General features: G+C 74.1%; 22 protein-coding genes. 14 read left to right on the top strand and 8 right to left on the bottom strand.

Translation table 11 applies throughout. The features are described from left to right. Positions 1–48: 48 nt before the first annotated feature. Both BJ958_RS19520 and BJ958_RS19515 read left to right on the top strand, forming a co-directional pair. On the top strand, positions 49–528 hold the full coding sequence (locus tag BJ958_RS19520) for an RrF2 family transcriptional regulator (protein WP_246319732.1): 480 nt from the start codon (positions 49–51) through the stop codon (positions 526–528). 53 nt (positions 529–581) lie between these two features. Then, complete coding sequence (locus BJ958_RS19515) at positions 582–1,028, top strand: carboxymuconolactone decarboxylase family protein (RefSeq protein ID WP_179728541.1); 447 nt, start codon at positions 582–584, stop codon at positions 1,026–1,028. 10 nt (positions 1,029–1,038) lie between these two features. On the opposite strand, the gene BJ958_RS19510 is transcribed toward BJ958_RS19515, so the two are convergent. After that, the gene (locus BJ958_RS19510) at positions 1,039–1,659 is read right to left on the bottom strand and encodes a hypothetical protein (RefSeq protein ID WP_179728540.1); all 621 of its coding nucleotides are present in this window, start codon (positions 1,657–1,659) and stop codon (positions 1,039–1,041) included. Between the two features lie 33 nt (positions 1,660–1,692). On the opposite strand from BJ958_RS19510, the gene BJ958_RS19505 reads away from it, so the two are divergent. Further along, positions 1,693–2,700, top strand: coding sequence for a 3-hydroxyisobutyryl-CoA hydrolase (locus tag BJ958_RS19505; protein ID WP_179728539.1), 1,008 nt, complete (start codon positions 1,693–1,695; stop codon positions 2,698–2,700). Here the strand turns inward: BJ958_RS19505 and BJ958_RS19500 are convergent. Beyond that, positions 2,697–3,092: an arsenate reductase ArsC gene (locus BJ958_RS19500; RefSeq protein WP_179728538.1), complete on the bottom strand. Its 396-nt coding sequence runs from the start codon at positions 3,090–3,092 to the stop codon at positions 2,697–2,699. The genes BJ958_RS19505 and BJ958_RS19500 overlap by 4 nt on opposite strands. Next, on the bottom strand, positions 3,089–3,775 hold the full coding sequence (locus tag BJ958_RS19495) for an aquaporin (RefSeq protein WP_179728537.1): 687 nt from the start codon (positions 3,773–3,775) through the stop codon (positions 3,089–3,091). Before BJ958_RS19495 ends, BJ958_RS19500 begins: the two co-directional genes overlap by 4 nt. Before the next feature lie 37 nt (positions 3,776–3,812). Between BJ958_RS19495 and BJ958_RS19490 the strand changes: the two genes are divergently transcribed. Next, positions 3,813–4,496 (top strand): arsenate reductase/protein-tyrosine-phosphatase family protein, encoded by a 684-nt coding sequence (locus BJ958_RS19490; RefSeq protein ID WP_179728536.1) that lies wholly within the window; start codon positions 3,813–3,815, stop codon positions 4,494–4,496. A gap of 10 nt (positions 4,497–4,506) precedes the next feature. On the opposite strand, the gene BJ958_RS28725 is transcribed toward BJ958_RS19490, so the two are convergent. Continuing rightward, complete coding sequence (locus tag BJ958_RS28725) at positions 4,507–4,932, bottom strand: OsmC family protein (RefSeq protein WP_179728535.1); 426 nt, start codon at positions 4,930–4,932, stop codon at positions 4,507–4,509. 70 nt (positions 4,933–5,002) lie between these two features. Further along, on the bottom strand, positions 5,003–6,337 hold the full coding sequence (locus tag BJ958_RS19480) for an NAD(P)-binding domain-containing protein (protein WP_218865876.1): 1,335 nt from the start codon (positions 6,335–6,337) through the stop codon (positions 5,003–5,005). Between the two features lie 102 nt (positions 6,338–6,439). Here BJ958_RS19480 and BJ958_RS19475 point away from each other — a divergent pair, with 102 nt between their 5' ends. Continuing rightward, positions 6,440–6,799: an ArsR/SmtB family transcription factor gene (locus BJ958_RS19475; RefSeq protein WP_179728533.1), complete on the top strand. Its 360-nt coding sequence runs from the start codon at positions 6,440–6,442 to the stop codon at positions 6,797–6,799. Here BJ958_RS19475 and BJ958_RS19470 read toward each other — a convergent pair. Both BJ958_RS19470 and BJ958_RS19465 read right to left on the bottom strand, forming a co-directional pair. Continuing rightward, the gene (locus BJ958_RS19470) at positions 6,736–7,314 is read right to left on the bottom strand and encodes a hypothetical protein (protein ID WP_179728532.1); all 579 of its coding nucleotides are present in this window, start codon (positions 7,312–7,314) and stop codon (positions 6,736–6,738) included. The genes BJ958_RS19475 and BJ958_RS19470 overlap by 64 nt on opposite strands. After that, complete coding sequence (locus BJ958_RS19465; RefSeq protein ID WP_179728531.1) at positions 7,311–7,817, bottom strand: helix-turn-helix transcriptional regulator; 507 nt, start codon at positions 7,815–7,817, stop codon at positions 7,311–7,313. The genes BJ958_RS19470 and BJ958_RS19465 overlap by 4 nt, the downstream gene beginning before the upstream one ends. 132 nt (positions 7,818–7,949) lie before the next feature. Between BJ958_RS19465 and BJ958_RS19460 the strand changes: the two genes are divergently transcribed. The 6 genes from BJ958_RS19460 (at position 7,950) to BJ958_RS19435 (ending at position 13,537) form a co-directional block, all read left to right on the top strand. Next, entirely contained in the window at positions 7,950–8,957 is a 1,008-nt protein-coding gene (locus tag BJ958_RS19460; protein WP_179728530.1) for an alkaline phosphatase family protein, read from the top strand. Between the two features lie 195 nt (positions 8,958–9,152). Next, positions 9,153–9,731: a TMEM165/GDT1 family protein gene (locus tag BJ958_RS19455; protein ID WP_179728529.1), complete on the top strand. Its 579-nt coding sequence runs from the start codon at positions 9,153–9,155 to the stop codon at positions 9,729–9,731. A 2-nt stretch (positions 9,732–9,733) separates the two neighbouring features. Beyond that, entirely contained in the window at positions 9,734–10,984 is a 1,251-nt protein-coding gene (locus BJ958_RS19450) for an MFS transporter (protein WP_343052743.1), read from the top strand. Between the two features lies 1 nt (position 10,985). Beyond that, positions 10,986–11,477 carry a GNAT family N-acetyltransferase gene (locus BJ958_RS19445; protein ID WP_179728528.1) on the top strand — a complete coding sequence of 164 codons (492 nt, stop codon included), beginning with the start codon at positions 10,986–10,988 and terminating at the stop codon, positions 11,475–11,477. After that, a complete protein-coding gene (locus BJ958_RS19440) occupies positions 11,477–12,898 on the top strand; it encodes a cytochrome P450 (RefSeq protein ID WP_179728527.1) in 1,422 nt (473 codons plus the stop codon). Before BJ958_RS19445 ends, BJ958_RS19440 begins: the two co-directional genes overlap by 1 nt. Before the next feature lie 150 nt (positions 12,899–13,048). Next, entirely contained in the window at positions 13,049–13,537 is a 489-nt protein-coding gene (locus BJ958_RS19435; protein WP_179728526.1) for a CAP domain-containing protein, read from the top strand. Between the two features lie 5 nt (positions 13,538–13,542). Here the strand turns inward: BJ958_RS19435 and BJ958_RS19430 are convergent, their stop codons facing one another. Next, a complete protein-coding gene (locus BJ958_RS19430) occupies positions 13,543–13,920 on the bottom strand; it encodes a DoxX family protein (protein WP_179728525.1) in 378 nt (125 codons plus the stop codon). Between the two features lie 43 nt (positions 13,921–13,963). Between BJ958_RS19430 and BJ958_RS29155 the strand changes: the two genes are divergently transcribed. The 3 genes from BJ958_RS29155 (at position 13,964) to BJ958_RS19415 (ending at position 16,118) form a co-directional block, all read left to right on the top strand. After that, the gene (locus tag BJ958_RS29155) at positions 13,964–14,215 is read left to right on the top strand and encodes a (4Fe-4S)-binding protein (protein ID WP_179728524.1); all 252 of its coding nucleotides are present in this window, start codon (positions 13,964–13,966) and stop codon (positions 14,213–14,215) included. A 23-nt stretch (positions 14,216–14,238) separates the two neighbouring features. After that, positions 14,239–14,796, top strand: a complete 558-nt coding sequence (locus BJ958_RS19420; protein WP_179728523.1) for an ester cyclase — start codon at positions 14,239–14,241, stop codon at positions 14,794–14,796. A 149-nt stretch (positions 14,797–14,945) separates the two neighbouring features. Further along, complete coding sequence (locus BJ958_RS19415) at positions 14,946–16,118, top strand: DUF418 domain-containing protein (RefSeq protein WP_343052742.1); 1,173 nt, start codon at positions 14,946–14,948, stop codon at positions 16,116–16,118. Positions 16,119–16,163: the final 45 nt, after the last annotated feature.

Genomic DNA, 16,163 nt, shown 5'->3' with positions numbered 1-16,163 from the left:
CATACATGGATGTCCTATGTCCAGTTAAAAGGAGGCAGTGCGGTGCGGATGAACGAGGGCGTCGAGTGGGCGGCCCACGTCTGCGTGCTGCTGCACTGGCTCCAGGAGGACCAGGGGGGCGCTGCGCCGGTCCCGGTGGCGCGGCTGGCCGAGGCCTACGAGCTGCCGGCGCCGTACCTCGTCAAGCAGGTCCAGGCGCTCACCCGCGCCGGGATCACCGAGTCGGTGCCCGGCAAGAACGGCGGGGTCCGGCTGGCCCGGCCGGCCGGCCGGATCACCCTGATGGACGTGGTCGCGGCGATCGAGGGTCCCGACGACGCCTTCGCCTGCACCGAGATCCGGCAGCGAGGGATGAACCAGGACCGGCCGGCCCGTGAGTTCGCCAAGCCCTGCGGCATCGCGCACGCCATGCGCGGCGCCGAGCTCGCCTGGCGCCGCGAGCTGGCCACCACCTCGGTCCTCGACCTCGCCGCGGCCACGCCCCGCAGTGTCGCCGCTGACGCCCGGCGGCACTTCTCCCGCACCTGAGCGCTTCGCTCCGGTCCATAACTGGACAATCAATGTCCATGAAAGGAAGCACCATGACCCGCACCCGCACCCACGAGGCCTCGCCCGAGACCTTCCAGGCGCTCGTGGCCCTCGACAACCGGCTGAAGAAGTCGCTCGGCCCGGTGCTCTACGACCTGGTCAAGCTGCGCGCCTCGCAGCTCAACGGCTGCGCGTACTGCGTCGACATGCACGCCACCGACCTCGAGCGGCGCGGTACGCCGAGCCGCAAGCTGCACGGTGTCGCCGCCTGGCAGGAGAGCCCGTTCTTCGACGAGACCGAGCGCGTGGCCCTCGCGTTCACCGAGCGCCTCACCGGTGGCATCGACGCCGTCGACGACGAGCTGTGGGACGAGGCCGGGCGACTGCTCGGCGAGGAGCGCCGGGCCGACCTGGTCGTCGCCGTCGGCACCATCACCACCTGGAACATGACCGGCATCACCACCCACCTCCAGCCGGAGGGCTCGCTCGTCCCGGCGTGACCCCGGGAGCTCAGCGGCCGGCGCGCTCGGCGAGCCGCACGGCGGCGTGGCGCACGATCGCGACCTCGTCGTCGTCCCGCGCGGCCTCGTGCGGCACCTGGCCGCCGAGCAGGCCGGCGGGCTGGGTGAGCCAGGCCCACACCTGCCACGCGTCCATCGCCGAGGCGAGCAACGGCTCGAGGACGGCCGCCAGCTCGGGGCGCAGCTCGCCGTCGTCGCCCAGCTGGAAGGCCGGCACCAGCACCCCGCCGTCGTGGGGGACCACGAGCAGCGCGTTGCGCTCGGCCGCCTTGTGCACCGCGAACCGGGCGGCGTTCTCCGACACCCCGCGCACCTCGGCGAGGCTGGCGTAGGTGTGGGTCGGCGAGGCGAGCAGGCTGCTACGGACCTCGGTCTGACGGCGCAGCTGCACCAGCGCCAGGGGCACGGCGTGGGTCGGGTCGTCGCCGTCTTGGTGGAGCACCCGGTCGAGGTCGGCGAGCTGCTCGTCACCGAGCGCCGTACCGGTCACCGGGTCGCGCCAGCGCACGACACCGCCGAGGTCGCGCTCGAAGGTCGGCAGCCCGGCCGCGGCCAGGTGGTCGGCGAGGCCGAGGCCCTCGAGCCAGTCCGCCAGCTGCTCCCCGTTCACGGGGTCCAGCCTCCCACTGCGAGACTGCTGGACGTGCAGCAGGTCGACACTGACGACGTCCGCATCGAACGCCTCGGGCCCGTGGGCCGGATCGTGCTCGACCGGCCGCGAGCGCTCAACGCGATCACCCTCGCCATGGTCGAGCGGATCCACGCCGCGCTCGAGGAGTGGCGTGGGGCAGGCCTGCGCGCCGTGGTCGTGGAGAGCGCGTCGGAGCGGGCGTTCTGCGCCGGCGGCGACATCCGCCGGGTCCGGGAGAACTCACTGGCCGGGCGGCACGAGGAGAGCATGCGCTTCTTCGAGACGGAGTACGCCGTCAACGCGCTGCTCGGCAGCTACCCGGTGCCCGTCGTCGCCCTGGTCGGCGGCATCTGCATGGGCGGCGGGATGGGCCTGTCGGTGCACGGCACCTTCGTCGTGGTCTCGCCGGAGGCGTCCTTCGCGATGCCGGAGACGAAGATCGGGTTCTTCCCCGACGTCGGCGGCTCCCACTTCCTGCCCCGCCTGCCCGGCCACACCGGCCGCTACCTCGGCCTGACCGGCGCCCGGATCGGCGCCGCCGACGCGCTCGCGCTCGGCCTCGCCACCCACGCCTGCTCGGCCGCCGACCTGGCCCGCCTGCCCGAGCTGATCGCCGGGTACGACGGCCCCCTCGAGCAGCTGCTGCGCGAGCTCGCGCCCTCGTCGCCCGGCCCCGCCGGGGCGCTGGCGCCGGTGCGGCCCGAGCTGGAGTGGGTGTTCAGCTCGCCGGACCTGACCGGCATCCACTCGCGGCTCGGCCGACTGGTCGCCGACGGGGGACCGGCGGCGACCTGGGCCGGGGAGACGCTCGCCGCGCTGGAGGCGGCGTCGCCGTACAGCCTCGCGATGACCGACCGCCTGCTCGTCGAGGGCCGGGGGCGATCGCTCGAGGAGTGCCTGCAGGCCGAGCTCGTGAGCGCGGCGGCGATGATCCGCAGCGCCGACTTCGTCGAGGGCGTGCGGTCGGTCCTGGTCGACAAGGACCACGCGCCGACCTGGTCGACGCCGGTCCCGGGCTAGGGAATCAGCTCGGCGACCAGCGCCTCGACCCGGCGCCGGATCTCGTCGCGGATCGGCCGCACGGCGTCGATGCCCTGACCGGCCGGGTCGTCGAGGACCCAGTCCTCGTAGCGCTTGCCCGGGAAGAACGGGCACTCGTCGCCGCAACCCATCGTGATCACGACGTCGGCCTCGCGCACGGCCGACTCGGTGAGCACCTTCGGCTGCTCGGCCGCGATGTCGATGCCCTCCTCGGCCATCGCCGCGACCGCGACCCGGTTCACCTGGTCGGCGGGCTGCGAGCCGGCGGAGAGGACCTCGATGCGGTCGCCGGCGAGGTGCTGCAGGTAGCCCGCGGCCATCTGCGAGCGGCCGGCGTTGTGGACGCAGACGAAAAGGACGGTGGGGGTCATCGGGCCTCCTCGGCCGCGGCGGGGTGCAGGAAGCGGACGGCGAGCGCGGCGAGCGCGCCGCCGACCAGCTGGAGGGCGACGAACGCCGCGACCGAGGACGGCGCGATCCCGGCGAAGGTGTCGGACAGGGTCCGTGCGAGGGTCACGGCCGGGTTGGCGAAGCTGGTCGAGCTGGTGAACCAGTACGCCGCGGCGATGTAGCCGCCGACGGCGTACGCGACCGTCTCGATGCGGTCCGAGCGCAGCGCCCCGAACACCACGAGCACCAGCCCGAAGGTCGCGACCGCCTCGCCGAGCAGCACCCCACCGCCGTCGCGGGTGTGCCCGGACACGGCGACGGCGTCGAGGCCGAACATCACGTTGGCGGCGATCGCGCCGAGGCAGCCGCCGACGACCTGGGCGACGACGAAGGCCACCGCCTCGGTGGTGCCGATCCGGCCGATGGCACGCTCGACGAGGGTCACGACGGGGTTGAACGAGGCCGACACCGGCTGGAACGCGATGATCAGCGCCACCAGGGCGGCACCGGTGGCGAGGCTGTTCTCGAGCAGCTGCAGGCCGGTGTCGCCGGGGGAGAGCCGGCTGGCGGCGATGCCGGAGCCGATCACCGTGGCGACGAGGAACGCGGTGCCGAGGAGCTCGGCCACCAGGCGGCGCGAGAGCGTGGGGGTCACGACGCACATCTTGACCGTCGGATATTGCTCAGTCAAACTTGAGTCAATGAAAGTTGAGCAAACTCGGTCCGTCGAGCGCCGGGCCGAGGTCCACGCGGCGCTCGCGGACACCACCCGGCTGCGGGTGGTCGACCTGCTGACGGTCGGTGACGCCGCGTCGTCCGAGCTCTCGTCCCGCCTGGACGTCGCGTCGAACCTGCTCGCGCACCACCTGAAGGTCCTCGAGCGCGCGGGGGTCGTCGCGCGCCACCGCTCGGAGGGCGACGGCCGGCGCAGCTACTGGCGCCTGGCGTCGGGCCTGCCGCCGACCGGCGGCCCCTCGCTCGCCCGGCCCGGGAGGGTGGTCTTCGTCTGCACGGCCAACACGGCGCGGTCCCACCTGGCGGCCGCCCTGTGGCGGGCGGCCAGCCCGATCCCCACCACCTCCGCCGGGACCGACCCGGCCGACCGGGTGGCCGCGGGGGCGCGGTCCGCCGCCCGCCGGCACGGGCTGGACCTGCCCGACGTACGACCGCGCCACCTCGACGACATCGGGCCGGCGCCGCGGGGCGACGACCTGGTCGTCACCGTCTGCGACCGCGCGCACGAGGAGCTGGGCGCGGCCTCCCAGGTGCACTGGTCCGTCCCCGACCCGGTCGTGGCCGGCACCCGGGCCGCCTTCGACCTGGCGTACGACGAGCTCGCGACCCGGGTCCGCCTGCTCGCCCCGCTGGTCGAGCAGGCCTGCTGAGGACCGCCTCTCACCCGACCGGTGGGACGGCCTCGACGGTGCCCCGGACCTCGCAGACCGCTGCGAGCGTGTTGAAGACCGTGCCGAACTTGCGCAGGTTCTGGTGTGCGAGGTCGACCCGGCGGGCGGGCTCGGCTGTCCTCACCCGCAGCGCGTAGGAGATCTCCACGAACCGCGGCGGTGCGTCCTGGCGGCGGGCCGTGACCGTGACCTCGGCGTCCTCGTAGTCGAAGCCGATCAGCCCGCGGCACCGCGCCAGGTTCTTCAGCAGGCAGGCCGCGAAGGCGCCGGCGAGCAGCTCGGCCGGGCCGGGCGAGCCCGACGGCGGCTCGTCCCACGCGGCGTCGATCGCGACGGTCGTGCTGCCGGCCGTCACGGCAGCCTCGCCGCCGGGGCGGGCCGTGGCGTGGACCTGGTAGGTGGTGGGTGCGGACACAGTCCGATCCTCCGCCGCGCGGCATCGGGGGCACAGGGACCTTCGGCACCGTGGCCGTGGGCTCTTCGGCTCAGGCCTCGACCGGCGCCCGCCCGATCTCGAGCAGCTCCGCGCCCGCCGTCGCTGCCGGCGCCGGTGCGCAGCAGCCGCCGCCGGCCGCCTCCGGGTCGTCGAAGACGCCGGCGCCGCCGCACACCCCGGTGTCGGGCAGCACCAGCTCGACGCGGGCCGCCGCCTCGTGGTCGCCGGCGATCGCCGCGACGACGCTGCGCACCTGCTCGTAGCCGGTGAGGGCCAGGAAGGTCGGCGCGCGGCCGTACGACTTCATGCCGACCAGGTAGAGGTCCGGCTCGGGCTGGGCCAGGTCCGCGGCGCCGGTCGCCTGCACCGAGCCGCAGGAGTGGATGTTGGGGTCGATCTCGGCCGCGATGCGACGCGGCGCCTCGAGGGTGGGGTCGAGGTCCAGGCGCACCTCGGACAGGAACGACAGGTCGGGCCGGAAGCCGGTGAGCACGACGACCGTGTCCGCAGCCGGGAGCTCGCGGCCGTCCTCGCCGACCAGCACGGCGCGTGCGCCGTCCCGGCGGATCTCCGCGGTCCGGAACCCGGTCACCAGCTCGACGGCTCCGGACTCGACGGCGCGCCGCGCCCGCTGGCCGAGGGCGCCGCGCTCGGGGAGCTGGTCGGCCGCGCCGCCCCCGAAGGTGCCCTCGCTGACGACGCGCCGGATGGCCCAGGTGATCCGGGTCCCCGGGTGTTCGCCCGCGATCCGGACCAGCTCGTGGATCGCGTTGAAGGCGGAGTCGCCGGAGCCGACGACGACGGTGTGGCGCCCGGCGTAGCGCCCGGGGCGGGCACTGTCCGGCACCTGGGAGGTGAGCAGGTCGGCGCAGGCCCGCTCGCCGAGGGCCGGCAGGCCGTCCGCGCCGGCCGGGTTCGGTCGTCGCCAGGTGCCCGACGCGTCGATCACGGCGCGGGCCTCGACCCGGGTCTCGTGACCTGCGGCGTCGCTGACGTGCACGGTGAACGGCTGGGCCGCCCGGTCGGCGTCGACGAGGCGGTCGCGACCCTTGCGCGACACCCCGGTCACACGGGCGTCGTAGCGCACCCGGTCGCCGAGCGTCGCCGCGAGCGGGGCCAGGTAGCCCTCGATCCACTGGGCGCCGGTGGGATAGCCGGTGGCCGGAGCGACCCAGCCGGTGGGCTCGAGCAGCCGCACCGCGGCGGCGTCGACCAGCTCCGGCCACGCCGAGAACAGGCGTACGTGCCCCCACTCGGCGACCGCCGCCGCCGGTCCGTCGCCCGACTCCAGCACCAGCGGCTCCAGTCCGCGCTCCAGCAGGTGGGCCGCGGCGGCCAGGCCCTGGGGGCCGGTGCCGATCACCACGACGGGCAGGTCGTTCATCATCGCGCTCCTCGACTCGGATCCAAACGTATCGACGTTCTTCGATGGGCCAACCCTGGCCAACACATCGACAAATGTCAATGGGTCAGGCAGGATGGATCCATGCCCTCCTCGTTGCCGGTGATCCAGCCCGACGACCTCGCGGCCTGCTGCTCGCCGGTCACCGGCGGACTGGTCAGCGACGAGGCCGCCGAGACGCTCGCCCGGATGTTCAAGGCACTCGGTGACCCCACCCGGGTCAAGCTGCTGTCGCTGATCGCCGCGGCGCCCGAGGGCGAGGCCTGCATCTGCGACATGACCGAGCCGGTCGGTCTCAGCCAGCCGACCGTGTCCCACCACATGAAGCTGCTGGTCGACGCGGGCCTGGCCACTCGCGAGCAGCGCGGCCGCTGGGCCTACTACCGCGTGGCGCCCGAGGCGCTGCGGTCGCTGGCGGGCGCGCTGGCTCCCACCGGCTGCTGACCGAGGCCGTGCCAGGCCGGCACGAGTGCCACGCCGAACAGCACCGCGGACACGGCGAGCAGGTCCAGGTCCGCCGAGACCACGACCGCGGCAGCGAGAGCGAGGAGCGGGAACGCGAGCCACGGACCTCGCCCGCGGGCGCGGGCCGTCACCGCGAGCAGGACGACGAGCCCGCCGAGGAAGAGCAGGGGTCCGGTGACGCGCAGCGGGTCGGGCAGCTCGGGCCAGCCCGGGAACAGGTCGGCGAGGCTCACCCAGGTGAACGCGCCGATGCCGGCCAGGGTGGCGACGCCCGCACCGCGGGCCACCCGGCGTGGCCGGACCGGTGCGGTCGCCGTGGCGACCGCGAGGACCGCGAACGCGACCCACGAGACGAGGAACGCGGAGTGTCCCAGGTTCCACCACAGCCCCGGCCCGTGCTGGAGGTCGCGGCCGTCGAGCCACCGGGACCCGGCGTAGACGAGGAGCGCGGCGGGGACGGCCGCGCCCGCGACGCGGCTGGTACGCCCGTTCACGACCGGGCCCGGGTGGACGCGTCGCGCGCTGTCAGCGGGAACCGGGCGTCGAGCCGCGGGCCGAGCACCGACCTCTCGAGGAAGCGCAGCACGAACAACCCGCCGACCCAGTAGGCGGGCACGACCAGGATCGCCTCTCCCGAGCTGGACGGTGAGCCGACCGCGATGATCGCCGCGGCGGTGACGGCGAGCCCGAGCGCGACATACAGGTAGCGCCAGCCCCGATGGGCGCGCTCGGCTCCTGCCCGGGCGATCCGCTCGTCCGCGATGCGCGCGTCCAGGCCGTCGACGGCGATGCCGAGCCGGTCGTCGTCCACCGACACGAACAGGTCACGCACGGGTACCTCGAGCGCCGTCGCCACCAGTGACAGCGTCTCCAGGCTGGCGTCGTTGCCTGCCTCGAGTCGCTGGATGGTGCGGACGGCGACGCCGCTCGCCTCGGCCAGGCGTTCCTGGCTCCACCCCCGTGCCGTGCGAAGGTCCCGGATCCTGGGTTCGTTCATCACTCGATCGCCTTTCGTGCGTCGGACTGGTGATTCAACCGTGGCCGGCCACGCGGCCGGGGACCACGACAGGCGGCCGCCACCTGGGCGACAGTGACCCGACAGGTGCCCGACGGTGGCATCGTGGGTGCCATGGGGCGTCGGGGCTGGGTCGTGGTCGTGTGCAGCGCGGCGCTGCTGCTGGGAGCGTGCGGTGGCTCCGACGAGAAGCCGGCCTCCACGCCGACCGACGCCACCAGCGCGACCGTGACCCCCACGCCGACACCCACGCCCACGCCGACGCCCACGCCCACGCCGACACCCACGCCGACGCCGAGCGCCCCGGCCGACCGGGTCGACCGGGTCGACAAGATCCTGGTGCTCGTCGTGGAGAACCACTCGTTCGACCAGGTGCGCAGCGGGATGCCGTGGACCTACGACCTCGCGACCCGCTACGGCCACGCCAGCGACTACCACGCGATGACCCACCCCTCGCTGCCCAACTACCTGGCCATCGCGGGCGGCGACACGTTCGGCATCGCCGACGACCGGACGCCCGCCGCGCACCCGCTGACCGGGCCGAGCGTGTTCGGGCAGGCGGTCGCGTCGGGCCGGACGGCGCGGGTGTACGCCGAGGGGATGCCGTCGGCGTGCTCGAGCGCCGACCGCGACCGGTACGCCGTGCGGCACAACCCGTGGACCTACTTCGTCGACGAGCGGGCCGACTGCTCGTCGTACGACGTCGCGCTGACCGAGCTCGACCGGGACGTCGCCGCCGGCACACTGCCGGCCGTGGGGATGGCGGTCCCGGACCTGTGCAACGACGCCCACGACTGCGGGCTGGCCGAGGCCGACCGGTGGATGCGCGACGTGGTCGGCCGGGTGCTCGCCGGTCCGGACTGGAGGTCCGGGCGGCTGGCGGTCGTGGTCACCGCGGACGAGGACGACAAGCGCCACGACAACCTCGTCCTCACCGCGGTGCTGCACCCCTCGCTCGACCACGTCGTGGTCGGCACCCGGCTCGACCACTACGCCCTGTCCCGGGCGCTCTCGGAGGTCGCCGGTGCCCCGCCGCTGCGCAGGGCGGCCGCCGCGCCCTCCCTGCTCGCGGCCTTCGGCCTGGTCGCGGGCGATTCGGCCGGTGGCGGGACACAGCCCTAGACTGGGGGCACGAAGGGGAGTAGTCCTCAACGGCTGCGTCGACACACTGGACCGCGTGCGGGCCCGGCGCAGCAGGCCACCGGGAGGTGGCGGACGAGACTTTCGACCAGTTGTGCGACCTGTTTTGTGGACGTGCCTGGTCGAAGGCACGTCATCGCGGCGGGCTCCTCGGCCGGGCGCCGGAGAGGAATCCTGATGTACGCCTTCCTGTTGAGCACCGCGGTCATCTTCGTGGCCGAGCTCGGCGACAAGAGCCAGCTGATGGCGATGACCTTCGCCACCCGCTACCGCGCCCGCGACGTGCTGATCGGCCTGACCGCGGCCACTGCCGTCGTGCACCTCGTGTCGGTGGGCATCGGCTACGCGATCGGCGACGCGTTCGCCGACTACCAGGGCACGATCGAGGTGTGCGCCGGCATCGCGTTCCTCGGCTTCGCGCTGTGGACGCTGCGGGGCGACGAGCTGACCGAGGAGGACGAGCGCAAGGCCGCGAGCGCCACCGGCCGCGCGGTCCTCGTCGTCGCGGTCTTCTTCTTCCTCGCCGAGCTCGGCGACAAGACCATGCTGGCGACGATCACCCTGGCCACCCAGGAGGGCTGGTTCGGCACCTGGCTCGGCTCGACGGTCGGCATGGTCGCCGCGGACGCGCTGGCGATCGGCCTCGGCGCGGTCCTCGGCCGGCAGCTGCCCGAGAAGGTCGTCACGTACGGCGCCGCCGCGCTCTTCGCGATCTTCGGCCTCGTGCTCATCGCCAGTGGGGCTGGTTGGATCTGAGGGTGACCTCCTCCGACCAGGCCGCGCCGGACCGCCCGGTCTGGACGCCGTGGCGCACGGTCTTCGCGTTCGGCCTGGTCAGCCTGGCGGCCGACATGGTCTACGAGGGCATGCGGGCGATGGCCGGCCCTTTCCTCGGCAGCCTCGGGGCCTCCGCCCTGACGGTCGGCCTGGTCACCGGTGCGGGCGAGGCGGTGGCCCTGATGCTCCGCCTCGTCACCGGGCCGTGGGCCGACCGCAGCAACCGGCACTGGCGGCTGACCGTCGTCGGCTACGCGATGACCGCGGTCTGCGTGCCGCTGCTCGCGCTCACGCCCTTCCTCGGCAGCGCCGGGCTCGCGGTCGCCGCGACGCTGATCGTGCTGGAGCGCACGGGCAAGGCGGTCCGCAGCCCGGCCAAGTCCGCGCTGCTGGCGCGGATGGCGACCTCGACCGGGCGCGGCAAGGGGTTCGCGGTCCACAAGGCGCTCGACCAGGTCGGTGCCTTCACCGGACCGCTGCTGCTGGCCGGCATCGCCGGGCTGACCGGACTGCTGTGGCCCGGGTTCGCGGTGCTCGCGATCCCCGGTGCGCTGGCGATGCTGCTGCTCGCCCAGCTGCGCCGCCGGGCCCCGATCGCCACCCGGGCCGACCCGGACGCCGACGACGCACCGGCCCTCGACCGGCCGCCGCGCAGCGCCTGGGCCGAGGTCCGTGCCGCGGCGGTCGGCGCCGACCTGCCGGGCACCTTCCACCTGTTCTCGCTGTCCGCGGCCCTGACGACCGCCGGGCTGATGACCTTCGGCGTGATGTCCTACCGCTTCGTGGAGGCAGGCCTGGTCGCCGCGGCCGCCGTACCGCTCGTCTACGCGCTCGCGATGGGCATCGAGGCGCTGGCCGCGCTGGCGACCGGCGGGATGTTCGACCGCTGGGGCGGCCGGGTCCTGCTCGTCGTGCCCCTCCTGGTCGCGGTCGTCCCGCTCTGCGTCTTCACCGACCGGCTCTGGTTGGTGCTGGCCGGTGTCGTCGTGTGGGGTGCGGCGAGCGGCGTGCAGGACTCGACGGTGAAGGCGTACGTCGCCGATCTGGTCCCGGCCGGGCGCCGGGCCACGGCGTACGGTGTGTTCGCCGCCGTGCAGGGCATCGGCGCCCTCGTCGGCGGCGCTGTCGCGGGCGCGCTCGTCGACCACCACGCGACGCTGCTCGCGGTGGTGATCGGCGTGCTGCAGGTGGTTGCGGCGGTGCTGCTGTGGCGGACGACCCGGAGGGGATGAGATGGACGTCGTGCTCCGGCCCGTCGTGGCCGCGGACCTGCCGCTGCTGGCGGTCGGCGATGCGCCGTACGACGACTTCGGGCCCCGAGCACCACGCACCGAGCCGTACTCCCCGGTGCTGCGTGAGCACGGCGGGATGGCGGTCTGCGACACCGGCGGCCTGCTGCTCGGCAGCGTGAGCTGGATCTGGCAGCAGTGGGGGCCGATGCCCGAGTCGCGCAACCCGATGATCGGCATCGGGTTGCGCCCGGAGGCGCGCGGCCGCGGTGCGGGCACGGCGGCCCAGCGGGCGCTGGTCGACCTCTTCTTCCGCCACACCAGCGTCAACCGGGTCGAGGCCTGCACCGACGTCGAGAACCTCGCCGAGCAACGGGCGCTGGAGAAGGCCGGCTTCACCCGCGAGGGCACGGTTCGCGGCGCCCAGTGGCGCGACGGCGCCTACCGCGACTGCTACTCCTACAGCATCCTGCGCGCGGACTGGTCGGCCTCCTGATGCGCCGCGGCCGCCCGGATCCCTGGTACGCACGTGCCTCGACCGGTGCCGCGCTCGACCCGGTCCTCCCGGAGCCGTCGCTGGCCGGGCCGCTCGAGCCCGGCAGCACCGGCCCGGCCGCGCCGGCCACCGGGCACCCGAACCGGCTGCGCCAGAGCCTGCGGATCACCGCCGACCTCGGCGGCGAGCTCTTCGCCGGGGCCCGGCGTGGCGAGGCGTTCTCGTTCGCCAGCCTGCTCGACCCGAAGCCGGTCGTGCTGACCCGCCACCCCGAGCACGTCCGCTCGCTGTTCGCGGCCCCTCCGGACGTGGCGCCCTCGCTCGCGGGCGAGTCGCCCGTGCGCCCGATCCTCGGGCTGTCCGTGCTCACCGCCGTCGGCGACCAGCACCGGCGCCGACGCAAGCTGATGATGCCCTCCTTCCACGGCGACGCGATCGCCCGCTACCGCGCGGAGATCGAGACCGCGACCCGGCGCCACCTCGACCGCTGGACCACGGGTACGCCGTTCCCGCTCGCCGCGACGACGCAGGCGATCACGCTCGACGTGATCATGAGCGGCGTCTTCGGCATCGACCACCGGGCAGCGCCGGAGGAGGCGCGCCTGCGGCACGTCGTACGGCAGACGTTGCGGCTCTCGGTCGGGCCGCTCGCCCAGCTCGCCGAGCTGCTCAACCTCGACCGCGAGGAGTCGGTGGGTCCGCAGAGGTGGATCGTCGCGCGCCTCGACACCGCGATGTACGCCGTGATCGCGGCGCGTCGTGCCGCCCACGAACCGGGTGCCCGGCACGACATCCTGGGCCTGCTGCTCGACGTCCGCGACGAGGACGGTGCGCCGCTGAGCGACCTCGAGCTGCGCAACGAGCTGCTGACCCTGGTCCTGGCCGGCCACGAGACGACGGCGAACTCGATCGCGTGGACCTTCGAGCGGCTGCTGCGCACGCCTGCCGCGGACGACCGGTTGCGCGACGTGGTGCGCTCGGGCGAGGACCCGGACGGCTACCTCGAGGCGACCATCACCGAGTCGATGCGGGTGCGGCCCGTCGTACCCCTCATCGGGCGGCGGGTGCGGGTGCCGTGGCGGCTCGGCGAGGTCGTCGTGCCACCCGACAGCCGCCTGCTGGTGGGGATCCTGCTGCTCCACCACCGCGACGACATCTACCCGGACCCGTTCCGGTTCGCACCCGAGCGCTTCCTCGGCCGCAAGCCGGGTGCCCACGAGTGGCTGCCGTTCGGTGGTGGCACGCGCCGTTGCCTCGGCGCCGCGCTGGCGATGGAGGAGCTGCGGATCGTCGTGCCCGAGATCGTGCGGCGCGCCGACCTGGTCGTCGACGATCCCGCACCGGAGCGGCCGGTCCACCGCAACGTGACGATGATCCCCGGCCGTGGCGGCCGGGTCCGGGCGGTCGCGCTGCGCCGGTGACCCCCGACCGACCCGGAGGACGCCCCGTGAGGATCAACCTGACCAGCATCTCACCGTCGTCTCGCCCGACGCCCCCGTGGACCCACGGTTGACGGCGACGCCGCTCCGGCACCAGCGTTGAGGGATCACACCGGCTCGGAGGTGTCCCCCATGCATGCCCTGGTCCGCGCGGCCCTCGCGCTGCTCGTGGTGACGAGCGCGCTCGTCGTGGCCGGCCCGGCGGGGGTCGCGGCCTCCGCGCCCGAGCGGGTCGTGCGACCGATGGGTGATGCCTACGAGACGGCCGTGCTGCAGGCGATCGAGCGGCGCCGGGTACGACGCGACCTGTCCGGGTTGACCGCCTCGGCCTGCGTCGACGACGTCGCCGAGGCCCGGTCGCGGCGGATGGCCGTGCGCGACGAGATGGTGCACTACCCCGGGCTGGGCAAGGTCTTCGACCACTGCGGCGGGCGCCGGGTCGGCGAGATCATCGCCCGCGGCAAGGGCTTCCGGGACCCGGCCGCCGTCGTGCGTGCGTGGATGGACTCGCCCTCGCACCACGAGGTGATCGTGCGGCCGTCGTACCGCCAGGCGGCTGTGGGAGCCTGGCGCGACGACGACGGCATGGTGTTCGTCAGCGTGATCCTCCGCGCGCCGTAGCAGCGTCAGAAGGCCTGCGGGCCGATCCGCTCGACGGCGACGAACACGGCGAGGGCGAGCAGGAAGGCGTTGAACAGCGCGGTCTGCCGCTCGCCGCGGCGCAGGTGGGTGACGACGGCGAGCGCCATGATCACGGCGAGGCCGATCGCGGCCGCCGGGACCAGCACCGTCGCGACCTCGAGGGCGCCGGGCAGCACGAGGCCGAGCGCACCGAGCACCTCGCTCGCGCCGATCACCTTGATCAGGCCGGCGGGCATCGTCTCGGCCCAGCCCATCCGCGGGTCGGCGAGGATCTGCTCCTTCGACTTGGCCAGCTTCATCGAGCCGGACATCAAGAACAGTGCGGCCAGCAGCCCGGTCACGATCCACACGACGAGGTTCACGCGGGCGAGCCTAGGGTGTCGCCCCCCGGCGTACGCTGACGGCGTGGAGCCCCGCGAGACCATCCGCGAGTACGCCGGCGACGGGATCGTCGTGACCTGGGAGCCGGGTCGCTGCCGGCACGCGACCGAGTGTGTCCGCGGGTTGCCGGCGGTCTTCGACCGCGACGCCCGGCCGTGGATCGACCCGAGCCGCGCGAGCGCGGACGAGATCGTGGCGGTCGTGGACCGGTGCCCGAGCTTCGCCCTGGGCTACCGCACCGACGACGGCCGGGTGCGCACGGCGCCCGCCGAGTGACGACCGGACGCCAGGAGTCGCCGATGTCCCGCTTCACGCTGCCGCCGGCCGAGGTCCTCGAGGCCCGCGAGAAGCTGGTGCTCGACCACTTCCACGACGAGGTGCGTCAGGACTGGGACGCCACGCTGTCGACCTTCCCGCACCCGCACTACGAGCTGGTCGCCTCGATGACGGTGCACGACGGCGACGACGAGGTGCGCGGCTACTACCACGACACCCGGGTCGCGTTCCCCGACCAGGACCACGAGATCATCGCGCTGCGGCACACCCACGACGCGGTGGTCGTGGAGTTCTGGCTGACCGGGACGCACCTCGGTCCGCTCGGGAGGATGCCGCCGACCGGGTCGGCGCACCGGACCCGGATGACGGCGTACTTCGTCTTCGACGAGGACGAGAACCTCGTGGCGGAGCGGATCTACTTCGACCAGCTGACGATCCTCAAGCAGCTGGTCGCCGGGCTCGACAAGCGCAGGCCCGGCGACCTGCTCACCCTCGGGCGGGTGGTGGCGGGCGCGCTGGGCATGGCGTCGGGCGATCCCGATCCCCGGCTCACGGAGACGACGCCGCCCGACCTCGGCTGAGCGCGTCGGTGAGGTCGAGGGCGGCGCGCGCGGCCTCGTCGAGGTAGGCGGCCGACCGCAGGTGCCTGCGCAGGTGCACCGACCGAAGTAGGGGGCGGCGCCGACCGCGGTCCGATGTGGCCGCGTGCCGGCGCGGCTTGACTGGCGCGGTGAGCTCCACGACCAGCGCAGGCCCCGTCGCCCTGTCCGCGCGGGCGCTCGGACCCGACCTGGCCCGCGGTTGCATGCTGCTGTTCATCGCGCTCGCCAACTCCCACTACTTCCTGACGGGTACGACGGCCGGTGCCGAGATCCGCGGCGGGTTCCCGCTCGACGGCTCGGGCGTCGACCGCGCGGTCACGTGGGTGATCGCGACCTTCGTCGACGGCCGGGCGTTCCCGATGTTCGGCTTCCTGTTCGGCTACGGCGTGGCGCACATCGTGCGCCGCCAGAGCGAGGCGGGCGCCACCCCGCGCGAGGTGCGCCACCTGCTGTGGCGCCGGGCCGGCGTGCTGCTCGCGGTCGGCGTGGTCCACGGGCTGCTGCTGTTCGCGGGCGACATCCTCGCGATGTACGGCGTCCTGCTGATCGTCGGCGCCTGGGCGGTGCGCTGGTCGGACCGGTGGCTGCTGGTCGTCGCCGGCCTGTTCCTGGCGCTGAGCGCCCTGCCGTCCGCGGACTCGCTGTCGGTCAGCACCGACCCGCCGGGGACCGTGATGCTGCCGCCCGACCTCGCGACCCAGCTCGCCGAGCGTCCACCGGTGCTGGCGTTCATCGCACTGCTCGGGCCGATCGGGTTCGCCTGTCCCTACCTGCTCGGCCTGTGGGCCGGTCGTCGGCGGGTGCTCGAGCAGCCCGAGCGCTACCGGCGGCTGCTCGTGACGGTCGCCGCCGCCGGCATCACGGTGGCGGTGCTCGGCGCGCAGCCGGTCGCGCTGGCGCTGGCCGGCGTCATCGCGGTCCCGTCCGCCGGCGTGCTCGACGTGGTCGGACCGTTGCACGACGCCACGGGGGTGCTCGGTGGGCTGGGGTACGCCGCCCTCGTCACGCTCGCCGCGCGCCGGCTCGAGAGCGTGGTCGAGGGCCGGCCGGGCCGGGTGATCGACGCCCTCGCCGCGACCGGGCAGCGCTCCATGACCTGCTACCTCGCGCAGTCGGTGGTGTGGGCGGTCGTGTTCACGCCCTACCTGCTCGGGCTCGCGGGCACCCTCACCGTCACCGCGACGGCCCTGCTCGCGATCACCACCTGGGCCGGGTCGGTGCTCCTCGCGGCCGAGCTGGGGCGGCGCGGGCGCCGCGGTCCGTTCGAGGTGCTGGTGCGGCGGGCGACGTACCGCACCTGAAGCACGCGCCGAACCCGGCGGAATGGACATCGGATGTCTGGTGTT

It is taken from the genome of Nocardioides kongjuensis (assembly GCF_013409625.1).
Classification (GTDB): domain Bacteria; phylum Actinomycetota; class Actinomycetes; order Propionibacteriales; family Nocardioidaceae; genus Nocardioides; species Nocardioides kongjuensis.
The sequence above is the reverse complement of the archived record's forward strand: the minus strand, read 5'-3'. Positions and strand labels throughout refer to the sequence as shown.